We start from the raw sequence: 15,659 nt of genomic DNA, 5'->3' as shown, positions 1-15,659 counted from the left end.
CGCGAAATCCTGGCGTGGACACGGGGGAGTGGGGGACCTGCGGCACATGTCAACGCTACTCCTGCGACAGCGTCGCCTCTGCCCGCGGGCGATGTCGGACCGGGGGGCTAACGTGACGCCATGACCAGTTCCCCTCTGCATCATTCCCTCGACTATGTCGAACTCGTCGTCACCGATCTCGAAGCATCGAGGCGATTCTTCGCCGAGGCGTTCGGGTGGACCTTCAACGACTACGGACCCGGTTATGCGGGCATCGTGTCCCCGCGTGATGACGGCAGCGAGGTCGGCGGACTCATGCTCGCCGACGAGCCGCGTCCGGTCGGCGGCCCGCTGGTGCTCCTGTACTCGGACGACCTCGACGCGACGATGAGTGGCATCGTCTCGGCAGGTGGCACGATCCTGCAGGCACCTTACGAGTTCCCCGGCGGGCGACGCCTGCACTTCTCCGACCCGACCGGCAACGAGCTCGGCGTCTGGTCCGTGAAGTAGCTCGAGCGCGGGGGAGCGGCCTGCCACCGCGTCAGGTTCCTGTCACCGGGTGAGGAGCGCGCGCAGCCTGTTCCGCAGATCAGCGCTCGCACCGATGGCGGCGAAGGCCCCATCAACATCGGCCGCTATGTCCGCCACGATCGGACCGGTCTGCGCAATCCAGTTCGTCACCTCGTCGGCGCTCCAGCCGGCCTGCCGGTCGAGGGTGGGGGCGTGAGTCTGGGCGCCGACCATCGCTCTCACCGACTCCGCATAGTCGGCAGCGACGTCGTCTGGGCTCACGCCGGCGTTGCTCAGCAGCAGTGCACTGATCATCCCCGTCCGGTCGCGTCCTGCGCTGCAGTCCACGAGGACCCCGCGGGGAGCAGCGGCGATCGCCGTCAGGGCGTCGAGCACCAGCTCGGGCAGTATCCGCCAGTTGTGGCGCCAGTAGAGCGGCGAGTCCAGAATCGGGAAACAGACGGCGCGGAACTCCTCGTCGTCCTGATCCTCCGTCGGAGCATTCACCACGGCGACGATCGTGCTCGTCTCTGCAGCGACATCCGGATCGCCGTCCCGAGCGCCGACCTCGTACGCGCATCGTAGGTCGACGATCGCCCCCAGGCCCCACCGCTGAGCGTCCTGCCATCCCGCTTCCGTCAGGAGTTCGCGCCGAGGCCCCCGTGCGACCCGCCCGAAAAGCGTGGAACCGGTAGCGGAGAACGACGTGGGGAGTCCGCCGAGATCACGGGCATTGAAGTACCCGTCCCATCCGAGGTCGCGCATGCCGAGAGTCTATGAGCGCGGAGGCGGGGAGTCGATTTCGGAGCGACCTGACATAATGTGCATTATCGGTGATAGCTCGTCTCGCTCGGTTACGTGGATTTCGCCGGGCGCGAAGTATTCACGCACTTCCCGCCTGATCCGCCTAGCGCAGCACGCGGATCGCTCCAGGGTATCGATGACGAGCCGCTGAATGGACGACCAGGCCAGCGGACGCTGTACCGTACGAGCCACCCACCGCCATATCTGCGGCGTGTCACGCTGCTCCCATAGGTAATCGATCAGCTCTCGCTTGTGCGCCTTGAGTCTTCAAACATGGACAGTCAGTCGTATGTAAGAGGTTACGCAATATCGCGCATGAGTCCGTCGATGCAAATCTGGCGCCCGGTTCGCACCACGCGTCGCCACAAGCCGACGAGCCACACTGAAATCAAAGGACAGGAATGAAACACATCATTGGAGGCTTGGGCTCATGACATCGTGTCGCTCGTCGCCTCGTGCTCGGTCTGACGGCTGTTCTCGCCGGCTCCGCGTCCGGCCTCCTCCTCACGGCGCCGGCGACGGCCTCACCCGTGCCGGCCATCACCGGCGTCCAGATCGCGAACGCGCCGCCTCTCGTGACGGACACTCCGTACACCATCGAGGCGACATGGGCAGTTGACGACGTTGTCACCGCAGGAGATACGTTCGAGCTCGATTTCCCCGATGCGCTGTCCGGATATGCGGCGACCTTCGCGCTGCGCGATACAGAAGACGCGGAGGTGGGAACCTGCGTGGTCTCGTCTTCTTCGTTCCTCTGCACGCTCGGCGATTACGTCGACACGCACACCGATGTGCACGGCACGCTGCACTTCCAAGCACGTTTCACCGAAGCTGTCGAGGAGGATGAAGTCGTCTTCATCGCCGACAACGGAACGACCGTCGCGGTGGCGACTCCAGGCGGCGTGGCCGACAGCACCGGCGACGTGCCCCAAGAACCTCAGAAGTGGGGATCCGTCAACGCTGATGGGAAGTCAATGACGTGGGCGCTGACGGTTCCCGCGGAGTTCCTGGCGGCTGCGGGTGGCGAGCCCGTGACGATCGTCGACGTCTACGACGAGGCACTCACGTTCGATCCGACGGCGATGTCCGCGCGCTGGAGCTATGACTCCGATTGGGGCAGCCAGGCCTGGCACGACGTCTCGCAAGGCACCGGTCCGGGAACGTACTCGATCGTCGCGGACGAGAGCGCGCACACCTTCACCGTGACGTTCATCGCACCGGTGACGAGCGACGACCGGTTCTACCAGTTCATCACCGAGATGGACTTTCCTGCGGGTGTGCAAGACGGTGAGGCCTTCGGCAACACCATGACCGTCGCAGATCGCACGGTCACCGCCCGCCCGGTGCAGTACATCGCATCCGGCGGAGACGGTGGCGGCGATGACCTCGGCGGGTTCGAGGTGACCAAGACCGTCAGCGGTACCGGAGCGAGCCTCGTGGAGGGCGCCGAGTACACGGTGGACTACACATACGAAGCCGACGGCTCCGCGAAGACCGGTCAGCTGACGCTCACCGAGGGGTCGACAGGAGGATTGACCGACCTGCCCGTCGGCACGGTCGTGACGCTCTCCGAGGTTGCCGCCAGAGGCGCCGGGGTCACTTACGGCACGCCGATCTACGCCGGCGAAGAAGTTACTGACAACGCCGATGGGACGGCCACCTTCACGGTCGCCGACGGCACCGTCGCGATCAGCCTGGAGAATCCGGTGGCGGCGGTACCGCCCAGCGAGCCGCCCGTCGCCCCCGATACCCCGAGTGTTCCCGGGACGCCGAATGTGCCGACCGCAGCTGATGGGTCACTCGCCGTCAGCGGTGCGGACTCCGGTCCCCTGTTGCTCATCGCTGCAGGCACGCTGCTGACGGGGACTCTACTTCTGGTGGTGCGCAGAGTTCGCCGGAGGGACTGAGAGGCGAAGAGGCCTACGGAATCCGACCGGTTTTTCCGTAGGCCTCCTGCTCTACACGTCAGGCGCCGACGTACTCGGCGAGGTGCTCCCCCGTCACGGTCGACTTCTGGGATACCAGATCCCTCGGCGTTCCCTCGAACACGACCTTGCCGCCATCGTGGCCCGCACCGGGTCCGATGTCGATGATCCAGTCGGCATGCGCCATGACCGCCTGGTGGTGCTCGATGACGATCACGGTCTTTCCGGAGTCGACCAGTCGGTCCAGGAGTCCGAGGATCTTGTCGACATCCGCGAGGTGGAGGCCCGTCGTGGGTTCGTCGAGGACGTAGACGTCGCCCTTCTCCCCCATCTGTATCGCGAGCTTGATGCGCTGGCGTTCACCGCCCGACAACGTGGACAGCGGCTGCCCGAGTGACAGGTAGCCGAGCCCCACATCTTCCATGCGTCCGAGGATCGCCGTGGCTGCGGGGAGCTTGGCCTCGCCCTCACTGAAGAACAGCCGCGCCTCAGCGACCGGGAGGTCGAGCACCTCGGTGATGTCCTTGCCCGCGAGCTTGTACTCCAGGACGCCCGCCTGGAAGCGCTTGCCGCCGCAGTCCTCGCACGGCGTCTCGATCGTGTCCATGAAACCGAGTTCGGTGATGATGACGCCCGCACCCTTGCAAGAAGGGCAGGCCCCCTCGGAGTTGGCGCTGAACAAAGCCGGCTTCACACCGTTGGCCTTCGCGAAGGCCTTCCTGATCGGCTCGAGCAGCCCCGTGTACGTCGCAGGATTGCTGCGCCGGGAGCCCTTGATCGCCGCCTGGTCGATCGCCACGACACCCTCGCGCTTCGACACCGAGCCGTGGATGAGTGAGCTCTTGCCCGACCCGGCGACACCGGTCACCACGGTGAGAACGCCGGTGGGAATGTCGACATCGACGTTCTGCAGGTTGTTCGCCGTAGCGCCGCGCACCTCGATCGCACCAGACGCCGAGCGCACCGCATCCTTCAGCCGCGCCCGGTCATCGAGATGGTTGCCCGTCTTGGTGCCGCTCGTCTTCAGCCCCTCGACCGTGCCCTCGAAGCAGATCTCCCCGCCGGCGCTTCCCGCTCCGGGACCCAGATCGATCACGTGATCGCCGATCGCGATCGTCTCCGGCTTGTGCTCGACGACCAGGACGGTGTTGCCTTTGTCCCGCAGTCGGAGCAGCAGTCCGTTCATGCGCTGGATGTCGTGCGGGTGCAGGCCGATGGTCGGCTCGTCGAACACGTAGGTGATGTCGGTGAGGGACGAACCGAGGTGACGCAGCATCTTGATCCGCTGCGCCTCTCCCCCGGACAACGTCCCCGACGGCCGCTCGAGGCTCAGGTATCCGAGGCCGAGGGTCACGAACGCGTCGAGATTGGCACTGAGCGCCTGCAGCAGCGGGCCGGCGCCAGGCAGGTCGAGTCCACGCACCCAATCGGCAAGATCCGTGACCTGCATGCGGCACGCATCGGCGATGCTGATGCCATCGATCTTCGAGGAGCGGGCCCCCTCGGTCAGTCGCGTGCCGTCGCACTCCGGGCACACGGCAAAGGTCGCCACACGCTCCACGAAGGAGCGGATGTGCGGTTGCAGCGCGTCGAGATCCTTCGAGAGCATCGCCTTGGTGATCTTCGGGATCAGACCCTCATAGGTCATGTTGATCCCCGAGATCTTCACCTTCGTCACCTCGCCGTAGAGGAAGAGGTGACGCTGCTTCTCCGTGAACTGTGCGATCGGCTTGTCGGCCGGGTAGAACCCAGACTGAGAGAAGCCCTTCACCATCCAGCCGTCCGCGGTGTATCCCGGCACCATGATCGCGCCCTCGTCGAGCGACTTCGATTCGTCGACGATCTGCGCCAGGTCGAGGTCGGATACCGCTCCCCTACCCTCGCATCGCGGACACATGCCGCCGAGGTAGATCGCATCCTTGACGATCTTCTTCTCCCCGCCCGGGCCGGTCATCACCCCGCTCGCCTTCTGCGTGGGGATGTTGAAGGAGAACGCCGTCGGGCCGCCGATGTACGGCTGGCCGAGCTTGCTGAACAGGATGCGGAGCATCGCGTTGGCATCGGTGACCGTGCCGACCGTCGACCGCGGGTTGGCGCCGAGGCGCTCCTGATCGACGATGATCGCCGTGGTCAGCCCCTCCAGGACGTCGACGTCCGGGCGCGGCACCGACGGCATGAATCCCTGCACGAATGCGCTGTAGGTCTCGTCGATCATGCGCCGGGACTCGGCAGCGATCGTGTCGAAGACGAGCGAGCTCTTGCCCGAGCCGGAGACGCCGGTGAAGACCGTCAGCCGTCGCTTCGGAATGTCGACGCTCACGTCCTTCAGATTGTTCTCGCGCGCGCCCTGCACGCGGATCAGGTCATGGGTGTCGGCGGGGTGCTGATCGACGGTCATCTGCGTCCTTCGTGGATCGGTGGGTGTTCAGGCTGCCTGGTTGATACGCAGCAGGTTGCCTGCGGGATCGCGGAAGGCGCAGTCGCGCACGCCGTACGGTTGATCCATCGGCTCCTGCACGACGTCGGCACCGCCTTCGACGAGGCGCTCGAACAGGGCGTCGACGTCGTCGCTCGCCAAAGTGAGCGCCGCGTAGCTGCCCTTGGCGATGAGTTCGAGGATCGTCTGCCGCTCGGCATCCGTGATGCCGGGGTCGGTTGCCGGCGGATGCAGCACGATCGACGTCTCAGGCTGTCCCTCAGGACCGACCGTGAGCCAGCGCAGACCGTCGTACCCGACGTCGTTGCGCACCTCGAACCCGAGAGCATCTCGGTAGAAGGCGAGGGCTGCGTCAGCGTCGGTGTGCGGGAGGAAGGCGTAGTGGATGCTGATGTTCATGGTGTTCACGTTAGGTGCGCATGGGTGCGCGGTGCTTCTTGATTCCTGATCGGTCGGGTGACCTGTTTCGCCTGAAAGGACGGAATCCCTTCGACGTTCGCGGCGCGTTCACGGTACACGCTGGGTGCGACACCCACCAGCTCCGAGAACCTCGTGCTGAACGTGCCGAGCGACGAGCAGCCGACCTCGAAGCAGACCTCGGTCACGGTCAGGTCGCCCCTCCTCAGTAGCGCCATCGCTCGCTCGATCCGGCGGGTCATCAGATAGGAGTAGGGCGATTCGCCGTAGGCGTCCCGAAACTGCCGGCTCAGGTGACCCGCCGACATGTGCACTCCGCGCGCGAGCGCCTCGACGTCGAGAGGCTTCGCGTACTCCCGGTCGATGCGGTCCCTGACCTTCCGCATCACGGCGAGTTCGCGTAGGCGCGCATCATCCAGGGCTGTCACGACTCGATTTTGCCATGACGTTGCGAGTCCTGGGATGACTTCGAGAAACGCGGGTGAGGTCTCCTCCCCCATCGTGTGCCGCGAGGGCGCTACCCTGAGGGGGCATCCTCACAGGATCTTCTCAGAAAGGGGTCCCCACCATGTCTGAACCACTCACCCAGGCGAAATCGCTGTTCAAGTCGATCCGGGTCACATTGGCCGTCGCCGGCGTCCTCGCTCTCATCGCCGGAATCGTCCTGCTGGTCTGGCCGGTGAAGTCCGCTGTCATCGTGACTGCGATCTTCGCGTCGTACCTGGTCATCGCCGGTCTCGTCTACATCGGGCTCGGAATCTTCTCGGGCGCGAAGGGCGGATGGGCCCGTGTGGGGCACATCGTCCTCGGCCTGCTCTACGTCGTCGCCGGCGTCATCGCGTTCTTCAACCTGAGCGCGGCTGCAGCCACCCTCGCCTTCGTCGTCGTGATCTTCATCGGCGTCAGCTGGATCGTCGACGGTGTCGTCGCCCTGACGCTCCTCGGCAGCGATGGCTCGCGTGTATGGACCGTTCTGTACGCGATCCTCAGCATCATCGCGGGAATCATCGTGCTGTTCTCGCCGCTGATCGCCGGTTTCGCCTTCTGGCTGCTCCTCGGCATCTCGCTGATCGTGCTCGGGATCATCCAGATCGTGCGTGCGATCACGCTCGGCAAGGACGAGAAGGAATACGTCGCAGCCGTCAAGGGAGAGCCCGTCAGCTGACGACTCCCGATCGCCGAATCGGCCCCGCTCTGCATCAGCAGAGCGGGGCCGATTCTCGTCTACGGCTACTCGGCGACGAACGCGCTCACATCTCCGACGAGGCGCGTGTTGTCGGCGGGTACCGGATCCACCGCCGCCTTGGCGACCTCGGCCGCGAACTCGGAGACGTTGTAGAGCTTGCCGGCCGACTCGCGACGCTCGGCGATCGCGCCGGGGTTCGCGCGCTCGAGCAGGGTGGCCGTGATGGTCCCTTCGATCATGTCGCCGGAGACGACCGTGAAGCCGATCCCCTTCTCAGCGAGCCCGGGGATGAGCTCGCGCAGAGCATCCTCGCCCGCGCGCTTCGACAGTGCGACCGGCTCGTACTCGGGCATCGTCGGCGTCGTGCGGATGAAGTGCGCCTGGTGGCTCGTGACGAACACGACACGCGCCCCGTCACCGAGCAGGGGGATCGCAGCGTTCAGCACGTTGAGCTGCGCATCCCGGTTGAGAGTGAGCGCGTAGTCCTCGGCCATCCCCGACTCCATGCCGCCGGAGGCGTTGAGCACGAGGACGTCCAGACGTCCGTACTCGGCGCAGATCGCGTCGAACATCTCCGCCACGGATGCGGGATCGGTGAGATCAGCCCCCACCACGAGCGCCCGACGACCGAGCTCGCGCAGCTGAGCGGCGAGCTTCTCGGCGCGCGGGGCCTTGTTGCGGAAGTTGATGACGACATCGGCGCCGGCCTCGGCGAGATAGCGGACGGTGTCTGCGCCGATCCCGCGTGATGAGCCGGTGACCAGTGCCACCTTGCCGTCCAGGGAACCTGCGGGAAGAACGTCGGTCACGGTGACTCCTCATGATGCGCGAAAAGGCCGTGATCGCACGGCCCACTCACACTATCAAGGGAGCGCAGTGGCACCCGGATCGGCGGTCCCCCGCGTGATACGTTGACCACAAAGGAGGCCGCATGGACAACTTCACGACTTTCGTCACGTTCATCGACCAATGGGCTTGGATCGGCTGGCTCGTCCTGATCGCCGTGTTCCTCGTCATCGAGATGCTCTCGCTGGACTTCACGTTCCTCATGCTCAGCTTCGGCAGCGTCGTCGGGCTGGTGACCGACCTGCTCGGCGTGCCGGTCTGGGTGCAGGTGATCATCGCGGCCGCGGCGGCCGCGGTCTTCATCCTCTTTCTCCGACCTCCGTTGCTCAAGCGCCTGCAGCGCGGGGAAGATCCCACCAAGTCCAATGTGGATGCTCTCGTCGATCTGCGCGGCATCGCGCTGGTCGAGATCACGCAGATCTCCGGCCAGGCGAAGCTCGCCAACGGCGACACCTGGACCGCGCGCACCGCCACCCCGGTCCCCATCCCGCAGGGAGCACCGATCGCCGTGAGCGCGATCAACGGCGCGACCGCCATCGTCCGACCCGTCAACGACTAGGAGAACCCCGTGGACGAAGCATCGTTCATCCCCGCAGCGATCGGCTGGATACTCGCCATCGCCGTGATCATCTTCGTGGTGGTCACCGTCGCGCGCGCCATCCGGATCATCCCGCAGGCCACCGCCGGCGTGGTCGAGCGCCTCGGCCGGTATCACAAGACCCTCACTCCCGGACTCAACATCCTCGTGCCGTTCATCGACCGTCTCCGGCCGCTGATCGACATGCGCGAGCAGGTCGTCTCCTTCCCCCCTCAGCCGGTCATCACCGAGGACAACCTGGTCGTCTCGATCGACACGGTGGTGTATTTCCAGGTGACGGATGCCCGGGCGGCGACGTACGAGATCGCCAACTATCTCGGCGCGGTCGAGCAGCTCACCACGACGACGCTGCGAAACGTCGTCGGTGGCCTCAACCTCGAGGAAGCGCTCACCAGTCGTGACAACATCAACGGCCAGCTCCGCGTCGTGCTCGATGAGGCGACCGGCAAGTGGGGCATCCGCGTGGGACGAGTCGAACTGAAGGCGATCGATCCGCCCATCTCCATCCAGGACTCCATGGAGAAGCAGATGCGCGCGGAGCGGGATCGCCGCGCCGCGATCCTGACCGCGGAAGGCACCAAGCAGTCGGCGATCCTCGAGGCAGAGGGCGCCCGTCAGGCCGAGATCCTCCGCGCAGAAGGAGACAAGCAGGCCGCCGTGCTCCGCGCACAGGGCGAGGCCGAGGCCATTCAGAACGTCTTCACCGCTATCCACCAGGGTGCGCCCGACGACAAACTCCTGGCTTACCAGTATCTGCAGATGTTGCCGAAGATCAGCGAGGGGCAGTCCAACAAGCTGTGGATCATCCCGAGCGAACTGACCGAGGCGCTCAAGGGCATCGGCAGCGCGTTCACCCCGAAGCCGGGCCAGGGCCCGACGAACACCCTCCCCGGCGCGTGACGCACCCGTACTTCATCAAGGCGCGGCATCCCCGAGTCCTCGCTCATCGCGGTCTGATCACCGCGGAGGGCGAGGACTCGGGCATCTGGGAGAACTCTGCCGTGGCATTCGCCGCCGCCCATGCTGCGGGCGTCGAGTACATCGAAACCGACTGTCAGGTGACGGCGGACGGCGACGTGGTGCTGTTCCACGACTCGACGCTCGAGCGGCTGGTCGGCGACACCCGAGCGGTACGTGAGGTCCGCACGCGAGAACTGCGAGAGATCTTCTCCGCCCACGGCGGGCTGCTCACTGTCGCGGAGGCGCTCGACTCCTTTCCCGAGGTCCGCTTCAACATCGATGTGAAGACGCCGACTGCCGTCGACCCACTCGGGCCGATCCTCGCCGAAGACACCCACCGCGTGCTCGTCACGAGTTTCTCGGACGCGAACCGCCGTGCGGCGGTCGCGTCCGTCCTGCGGGCGGGCGCCTCACTTCGGCCTGCGACATCCGGCGGAAGCCGGACGATCGCGGCACTGCGTGCGCTGTCCGCACTCCGCCTCTCCCCCGCGCGTGTCCTCCGCGAAATCGACGCGCTGCAGATTCCAGAGCGACACGGAGCTCTCACGGTGCTCACCCCCGCGCTCGTCCGCGCGGCCCACCGCCTCGGCGTCGAGATACATGTCTGGACCGTCAACGACGCCGGCGACATGCGCCGCCTCGTGGCTGCGGGAGTCGATGGCATCGTCTCGGATCGTGCTGACGTCGCACTTCGGGCCCTCGCTGCGGAGTAGCACCCGACGCGCCCCTTAACCTCCGGCGCTGGGATTCCGCTGTGAATCGCGCCGAGAAGTCGCCCGCGTGGATGAAGCGCACAGGCTGGAGCGTTATACCTGACAGCGACGAGAGGACCACAAAATGGCAGATCGCAGCCTGCGCGGCATCCGACTCGGCGCCCAGAGCCTACAGAGCGAAGAGGGCGTCGTTTTCATGGAGCGCCGTGAGACCACCTACACCTGTGACACCTGCGGCCACGTCACGAACCTCATGTTCGCGGCGGACGCCGAACCGCCCCAGACCTGGGAGTGCCGCGCCTGTGGCGCCGAAGCACGCCTGAACGTCGACGGCCAGGCCGTCACGCTCGAAGCGAGCGACGAGAAGGCCGCTCGCACCCACTGGGACATGCTCATGGAGCGCCGTACCCGCGCGGAACTCGAGGAGTTGCTCGAAGAGCGCCTCGCCTTCATCCGCGCACGCCGAGGCGCCGGCGAAGACCCTACCCGAGAGAAGATCGGGGCATAACGCCCCGGGCGCGCCACCACCCGAGGAGCAGCGCGCCCAGACCGCCCCACAGCAGGAACTGCTGGATCCAGGGGCCCAGGACGACCCCCGCCGTGAGGCCGGAACGCAGCTCGACATCCTCGAGCAGTGCTCCGGCCTCTCCTGCGTCCAGGCTCGTGACGGTAGACCCGTTCGCCCGGATGACCTGGCTGGTGCCGACGGTCGACACGTTGACGACGCTGCGCCCTGTCTCGATGGCGCGCATCCTGGCGAAGGACAGCTGCTGGAGGTTCTCGTCGGTGCCCCGGAAGTCGGCGTTGTTGGTCTGGAAGACCAGCACCTCGGCGCCGTCGTTCAGGCCTTCTCGGATCACATCGTCGTAGATGACGTCGAAGCAGATGGCGAGTCCGACCGGCACTCCCCCGACCTCGACGATCGGCGGATTCGAACCGGGCGTGTACTCCCGCTGGATCAGGCCGATCAGATCGGGCGCGAGGGCGTTGAAGAACGGCCGGTCCGGCACGTACTCGCCGAACGGGACGGGGTGCCTCTTGTCGTGGATCTGCGTGGCCGTACCGTCGGCCGTCCACAGCATCGAGGTGTTGAAGTAGAGACCGTCCCGTGCCGTCGCCGCGTTAGCGAGCAGCGGCGCATCGATCCGATTCGACACGAGAGTCATCCTGCGGGCGATCGCCTCGTTCTCGAACGGGTCAGCGTCCAGCGAGCCCTCCGGCCACACCACGAGATCGACGTCTTCACCGTAGAGCGGCGCAGTCGCCTCCGTCTGCGCCTGGATCACGGAGAACGGCTCGCGCTCGTCGAAATAGCCGGTCGGTCCGTTGCCCTGAGCCGCGGCGATCGTCATAGACCCCGAAGACGCGGTCGGAAAGAGCGGGGTGAAGAGCATCATGACCACGAGTCCCGTCGGCACCAGCAGGACGAGCGGACGACGCCACGCCCGGAGGCGGACCACTTCGATCAGCATCGCCACCAGCAGCACCATGACGAAGCTGAGACCACTCACTCCCAACCACGATGAGATCGGCGCCAGGGGGCTCTCGGCCTGACTCATCCCGACGCGCGCCCAGGGGAACCCTCCGTACGGCCAGGAGCCGACGAACAGCTCCCGCCCGACCCACAGCGCCGCGACGACCAGGGGAAGCCCCAGAATGCGTCCTGCAGTGCCGGGAAAGGCGCGAGGCAGCCATCGGTAGGCCAGCGCGATCGGCACGAGGGCCACGGCAGTGAGGCCGCCTTCGACGACACTGAGCGCTGCCCAGGGAACCGGCCCGAGGTAGCGGGACGTCCACGAGACCAGAAGCGCGAAGAAGAGGATGCCGTAGACCGACCCCACCAGAAGCGCACCCCCGAAACGGCGGCCGATCAGGGCGACGAGCAGGAGTGCGGTCGCGGGGAACGCGAGAGCCCAGACCGCGGCGCCCGGGTAGGAGAAGTTCATCAGCAGAGCCCCGAGCGCGGCGGCGAGGACCGCTGCCCACAGAGGCAAGGGGGCGCGCTCGGGCGCAGCGGCTTCCGCGGATGTCGGCGCCATCATCACATCGACGAGTAGGCGACGATGCCGCGGCGCACGCCGTCGAGCGCACTGCGGGCGGTGCGGGCGACAGCCGCATCCTCAGCCACGATGGACAGCTGATCGAGGAGGTCGATGGTCTGCTTCGCCCAGCGCACGAAGTCTCCCGCGGCCATGTCCGCGTCGATCAGCACCCGGTCGAGCATGCCGCCGCGAGCCCACGCATGCATCGCACCCGCGAGTCCGGCCGCGAGCGGTTCGCTTCCCGGCAGACGATGATCCTGCTCGAGGTCGTCGAGTTCGGCCCAGAGCGTGGTCGTCTTCTCATATGCCACGCGGAATGCACCGCGCGGGAGGCCGCGCTCCCCCGAGTTCGCTTCGTCACGTCGCGGCTCGTACACGAGGCAGCACGCCATCGCTGCGAGAGAGGGGGCATCGAGACCCGCCCAGAGTCCTTGCCGCAGCGATTCGGCGACGAGCAGATCGCGTTCTCCGTAGATCCGACGCATCGTACGGCCGGCCTCCGTCAGTGTCGTCTCGCCGTCCACCTCCGTCAGATAGTCGAGTGTCTCCAGCACCTCGACGACACGGTCGAAAACGCGCGCCACCGTCCCGGTACGAGTCTCGATCTGGCGCCGGATCCGGTCGGTCTGTCGCTTGAGCTTCCAGTAGCGTTCCGCCCAGCGCGCGTGCGCTTCCCGATCGGGGCAGCGATGGCACGGGTGGCGCTGCATCTGCGTGCGCAGGGTCTGGATGCGCTTCATCCGCTTGTCGCGCGACGCCCGCGGCGCCTGGGAGTCCTGGCGATTCTTCTTCTCGAGATCGCTGAGTTCCCGGCGAATCGCGGCGTACTCGGCGAAATCCCCGTGCTCGCAGGTCATCGAACTCAGGTAGCCCGCCAGCGACTCCTCGGCCTCACGCACCTGGCGCGCCAGCCCGACGACCGAGCGATCGGCCTGGAACTGTGCGAAGGACGACTCGAGGATCTGTCGGGCCCTGGCCTTGCCGAACATGTCGATCAGATTCACGGCCATGTTGTAGGTGGGCCGGAAACTCGAATTCAGTGGATAGGTGCGTCGAGACGCCAGCGCGGCGACGGCCTGCGGGTCCATCCCCTCGGTCCACTGCACGACCGCGTGACCCTCGACGTCGATGCCGCGTCTGCCGGCGCGGCCGGTGAGCTGGGTGTACTCCCCCGAGGTGATCGCGACCCTGGCCTCGCCGTTGAACTTCTCCATCTTCTCGAGAACGACCGTGCGGGCGGGCATGTTGATGCCGAGGGCCAGAGTCTCCGTCGCGAAGACGACCTTGATGAGCTTGCGTCGGTACAGCTCTTCGACGACCTCCTTGAACGCCGGCAGCAGACCCGCGTGGTGCGAGGCGACGCCGCGCTCGAGGTTGTCGAGCCACTCCCAGTAGCCGAGCACGTCGAGGTCCTCGTCCTGGAGGGTGCGCGTCCGGTCCTCTACGAGGGAGCGAATCTCCGCCCGCTCCTCGGGGGAGGTCAGCCGAAGGCCGGAGCGCCGTACCTGCTGCACCGCGGCGTCGCACCCCACGCGGCTGAAGATGAAGAAGATCGCTGGGAGGAGGTTCGCCCGCTCGAGGAGATGCACGACCTCGGGGCGATCCATCCGCTCGATCCGGCGGGCGTTGGAGGCGCGGACGGGTCGTCGACCGCCGCGCGGCGGGCGCTTCGCCTGACGCCCGGCGTGACGATCGCTGCGATACGACTGCGCCTGCCGGTTGTTGTCGTAGTTCGACCCGGTCGACGAACGGATCCGCATCAACTCCTGGTTCACCTGCGCGGTCGCGATACCCGCGCGATCGTCGAACAGAGGGAGAAGATCATCGCGGACGAGGACGTGCTGCTCCAGCGGCACCGGCCGGATCTCGGAGACGATGACGTCGGTGTCACCCCGCACCGTGTCGAGCCAGTCGCCGAACTCCTCGGCGTTGGAGACCGTGGCGCTCAGCGAGACCAGCCGCACCCGCTGAGGCAGGTGGATGATGACCTCTTCCCACACGGCACCCCGGAAACGGTCCGCGAGGTAGTGGACCTCATCCATGATCACGTAGCGCAGATCGTTGAGCGCGGCGGAGTCGGCGTAGATCATGTTCCGCAGCACCTCGGTGGTCATGACCACGATGCGCGCATTGCCGTTGATGTTGGTGTCGCCCGTGAGCAGACCCACCTGATCTGCTCCGTACACCTCGACCAGCTCGCGGAACTTCTGGTTCGAGAGCGCCTTCATCGGCGTGGTGTAGAACGCCTTATCGTTCGGCGTCCGCATCGCGAGATGGATCGCGAACTCGCCGACGATGGTCTTCCCTGCCCCCGTCGGCGCCGCCACCAGCACGCTGCGGCCGTTCTCCAGCGCGTGGCATCCCGCGACCTGGAACGGATCGAGCTGAAACTTCTGCAGTGCGGCGAATGCTGAGGACTCCGGGTGCTCCGCTGCCTGCTGCGCCTGCGCGTACCGGTCGGAGGGCGAGCTCATGCCGGGTCCGGCAACAGCCCGGTCGCCTCGTCGCGCTTGCGCTTGCGTCGGTCGAACAGCAGGGAGAGGCCGGCGGCGGCGAAGAACAGGACGATCAGGATGCCGGCGAGCATCAGCATGCTGACCACGTCGGCGGCCGGGGTCGCGAGCGCCGCGAACACCGTCGCGATGATGATCGCGATGCGCCACCCCTTGAGGATCGCCCTGCCCGACATGACGCCGGCGAGGTTCAGCGCGACGAGGAACACCGGCAGCACGAACGAGACACCGATGACGATCATCAGCTTGAAGACGAAGTCGTAGTACTCCTGCGCGTAGTAGAAGTTGGTCGCGCCGTCCGGCGTGAAGCTCCACATCAGCTCGATCACGTGCGGCATGATCATGACGCCCAGATAGCAACCGGCGAAGAACAGAGGGACTGCGGCGACGACGAAACCGACGGTGTACCTGATCTCCTTGCGGGTCAGGCCGGGCATGATGAACGCCCAGACCTGCCATAGCCAGACTGGCGCCGAGATGAACAGGCCGATGGAGAAAGCGATCCGCATCCGCATGTCGAACGCGGCGGTCACCGTGCCGAAGTTGAGCGCACTGAAGTCATCACCGCGCTTCTCGGTGATGATGCGGATGGGCTCCGTGATGAAGTGGATGACCGGGTCGGCGACGATGAACGCCACGACCATGCCCACGACCAGAGCGAGCGCTGCGTACATCAGACGCTTGCGCAGTTCGACGAGATGCGCGCCGAGCGACATCCGCCGATCCCGA

15 protein-coding genes are annotated in these 15,659 nt (G+C 66.2%); 7 read left to right on the top strand and 8 right to left on the bottom strand.

Annotation, left to right across the window (positions count from 1 at the left end):
* The first annotated feature begins 120 nt into the window (after positions 1-120).
* A complete protein-coding gene (locus DW298_RS18445; protein WP_136043919.1) occupies positions 121-489 on the top strand; it encodes a VOC family protein in 369 nt (122 codons plus the stop codon).
* Positions 490-531: 42 nt separating this feature from the next.
* On the opposite strand, the gene DW298_RS18440 is transcribed toward DW298_RS18445, so the two are convergent.
* Positions 532-1,254 (bottom strand): tyrosine-protein phosphatase, encoded by a 723-nt coding sequence (locus tag DW298_RS18440; protein ID WP_136043918.1) that lies wholly within the window; start codon positions 1,252-1,254, stop codon positions 532-534.
* Between the two features lie 494 nt (positions 1,255-1,748).
* Here DW298_RS18440 and DW298_RS18435 point away from each other — a divergent pair, with 494 nt between their 5' ends.
* Positions 1,749-3,200: a DUF5979 domain-containing protein gene (locus tag DW298_RS18435; protein WP_136043917.1), complete on the top strand. Its 1,452-nt coding sequence runs from the start codon at positions 1,749-1,751 to the stop codon at positions 3,198-3,200.
* Positions 3,201-3,258: 58 nt separating this feature from the next.
* Here the strand turns inward: DW298_RS18435 and DW298_RS18430 are convergent, their stop codons facing one another.
* The 3 genes from DW298_RS18430 to DW298_RS18420 are packed head-to-tail and all read right to left on the bottom strand — an operon-like array spanning position 3,259 to position 6,458.
* Entirely contained in the window at positions 3,259-5,616 is a 2,358-nt protein-coding gene (locus DW298_RS18430; protein ID WP_136043916.1) for an excinuclease ABC subunit UvrA, read from the bottom strand.
* A gap of 27 nt (positions 5,617-5,643) precedes the next feature.
* Positions 5,644-6,054 (bottom strand): VOC family protein, encoded by a 411-nt coding sequence (locus tag DW298_RS18425; RefSeq protein WP_136043915.1) that lies wholly within the window; start codon positions 6,052-6,054, stop codon positions 5,644-5,646.
* Positions 6,055-6,059: 5 nt separating this feature from the next.
* Positions 6,060-6,458, bottom strand: coding sequence for a helix-turn-helix transcriptional regulator (locus tag DW298_RS18420; RefSeq protein ID WP_205820455.1), 399 nt, complete (start codon positions 6,456-6,458; stop codon positions 6,060-6,062).
* A 182-nt stretch (positions 6,459-6,640) separates the two neighbouring features.
* Between DW298_RS18420 and DW298_RS18415 the strand changes: the two genes are divergently transcribed.
* Positions 6,641-7,237, top strand: a complete 597-nt coding sequence (locus DW298_RS18415; protein WP_136043913.1) for a DUF308 domain-containing protein — start codon at positions 6,641-6,643, stop codon at positions 7,235-7,237.
* 65 nt (positions 7,238-7,302) lie between these two features.
* Here the strand turns inward: DW298_RS18415 and DW298_RS18410 are convergent, their stop codons facing one another.
* Entirely contained in the window at positions 7,303-8,067 is a 765-nt protein-coding gene (locus DW298_RS18410; protein WP_136043912.1) for an SDR family oxidoreductase, read from the bottom strand.
* A 122-nt stretch (positions 8,068-8,189) separates the two neighbouring features.
* Between DW298_RS18410 and DW298_RS18405 the strand changes: the two genes are divergently transcribed.
* The 4 genes from DW298_RS18405 (at position 8,190) to DW298_RS18390 (ending at position 10,883) form a co-directional block, all read left to right on the top strand.
* Complete coding sequence (locus DW298_RS18405) at positions 8,190-8,663, top strand: NfeD family protein (protein ID WP_136043911.1); 474 nt, start codon at positions 8,190-8,192, stop codon at positions 8,661-8,663.
* A 9-nt stretch (positions 8,664-8,672) separates the two neighbouring features.
* Positions 8,673-9,602 (top strand): SPFH domain-containing protein, encoded by a 930-nt coding sequence (locus DW298_RS18400; protein WP_136043910.1) that lies wholly within the window; start codon positions 8,673-8,675, stop codon positions 9,600-9,602.
* Positions 9,599-10,375, top strand: coding sequence for a glycerophosphodiester phosphodiesterase family protein (locus DW298_RS18395; RefSeq protein WP_136043909.1), 777 nt, complete (start codon positions 9,599-9,601; stop codon positions 10,373-10,375). Before DW298_RS18400 ends, DW298_RS18395 begins: the two co-directional genes overlap by 4 nt.
* A gap of 124 nt (positions 10,376-10,499) precedes the next feature.
* Complete coding sequence (locus DW298_RS18390; RefSeq protein ID WP_029263398.1) at positions 10,500-10,883, top strand: RNA polymerase-binding protein RbpA; 384 nt, start codon at positions 10,500-10,502, stop codon at positions 10,881-10,883.
* Here the strand turns inward: DW298_RS18390 and lnt are convergent.
* The 3 genes from lnt to tatC are packed head-to-tail and all read right to left on the bottom strand — an operon-like array spanning position 10,858 to position 15,646.
* A complete protein-coding gene (gene lnt / locus DW298_RS18385; RefSeq protein ID WP_240745190.1) occupies positions 10,858-12,369 on the bottom strand; it encodes an apolipoprotein N-acyltransferase in 1,512 nt (503 codons plus the stop codon). The two genes, DW298_RS18390 and lnt, sit on opposite strands and share 26 nt — an antisense overlap.
* A gap of 47 nt (positions 12,370-12,416) precedes the next feature.
* Positions 12,417-14,891 carry a DEAD/DEAH box helicase gene (locus DW298_RS18380; protein ID WP_136043907.1) on the bottom strand — a complete coding sequence of 825 codons (2,475 nt, stop codon included), beginning with the start codon at positions 14,889-14,891 and terminating at the stop codon, positions 12,417-12,419.
* Positions 14,888-15,646 (bottom strand): twin-arginine translocase subunit TatC, encoded by a 759-nt coding sequence (tatC, locus tag DW298_RS18375; RefSeq protein WP_136044047.1) that lies wholly within the window; start codon positions 15,644-15,646, stop codon positions 14,888-14,890. Before tatC ends, DW298_RS18380 begins: the two co-directional genes overlap by 4 nt.
* Positions 15,647-15,659 lie beyond the last annotated feature (13 nt).

The sequence above is a fragment of the Microbacterium sp. A20 genome (assembly GCF_004794515.1).
Lineage (GTDB): Bacteria > Actinomycetota > Actinomycetes > Actinomycetales > Microbacteriaceae > Microbacterium.
This window is presented reverse-complemented; position numbering and strand designations above follow the sequence as displayed.

What these genes read in the sequence shown, in the direction of transcription:
- DW298_RS18445 (WP_136043919.1), top strand. Translation starts at nt 121, where the DNA reads ATGACCAGTTCCCCTCTGCATCATTCCCTCGACTATGTCGAACTCGTC.
- DW298_RS18440 (WP_136043918.1), bottom strand. Translation starts at nt 1,254, where the DNA reads ATGCGCGACCTCGGATGGGACGGGTACTTCAATGCCCGTGATCTCGGC.
- DW298_RS18430 (WP_136043916.1), bottom strand. Translation starts at nt 5,616, where the DNA reads ATGACCGTCGATCAGCACCCCGCCGACACCCATGACCTGATCCGCGTG.
- DW298_RS18425 (WP_136043915.1), bottom strand. Translation starts at nt 6,054, where the DNA reads ATGAACATCAGCATCCACTACGCCTTCCTCCCGCACACCGACGCTGAC.
- DW298_RS18420 (WP_205820455.1), bottom strand. Translation starts at nt 6,458, where the DNA reads ATGCGGAAGGTCAGGGACCGCATCGACCGGGAGTACGCGAAGCCTCTC.
- DW298_RS18415 (WP_136043913.1), top strand. Translation starts at nt 6,641, where the DNA reads ATGTCTGAACCACTCACCCAGGCGAAATCGCTGTTCAAGTCGATCCGG.
- DW298_RS18405 (WP_136043911.1), top strand. Translation starts at nt 8,190, where the DNA reads ATGGACAACTTCACGACTTTCGTCACGTTCATCGACCAATGGGCTTGG.
- DW298_RS18390 (WP_029263398.1), top strand. Translation starts at nt 10,500, where the DNA reads ATGGCAGATCGCAGCCTGCGCGGCATCCGACTCGGCGCCCAGAGCCTA.
- DW298_RS18380 (WP_136043907.1), bottom strand. Translation starts at nt 14,891, where the DNA reads ATGAGCTCGCCCTCCGACCGGTACGCGCAGGCGCAGCAGGCAGCGGAG.
- tatC (WP_136044047.1), bottom strand. Translation starts at nt 15,646, where the DNA reads ATGTCGCTCGGCGCGCATCTCGTCGAACTGCGCAAGCGTCTGATGTAC.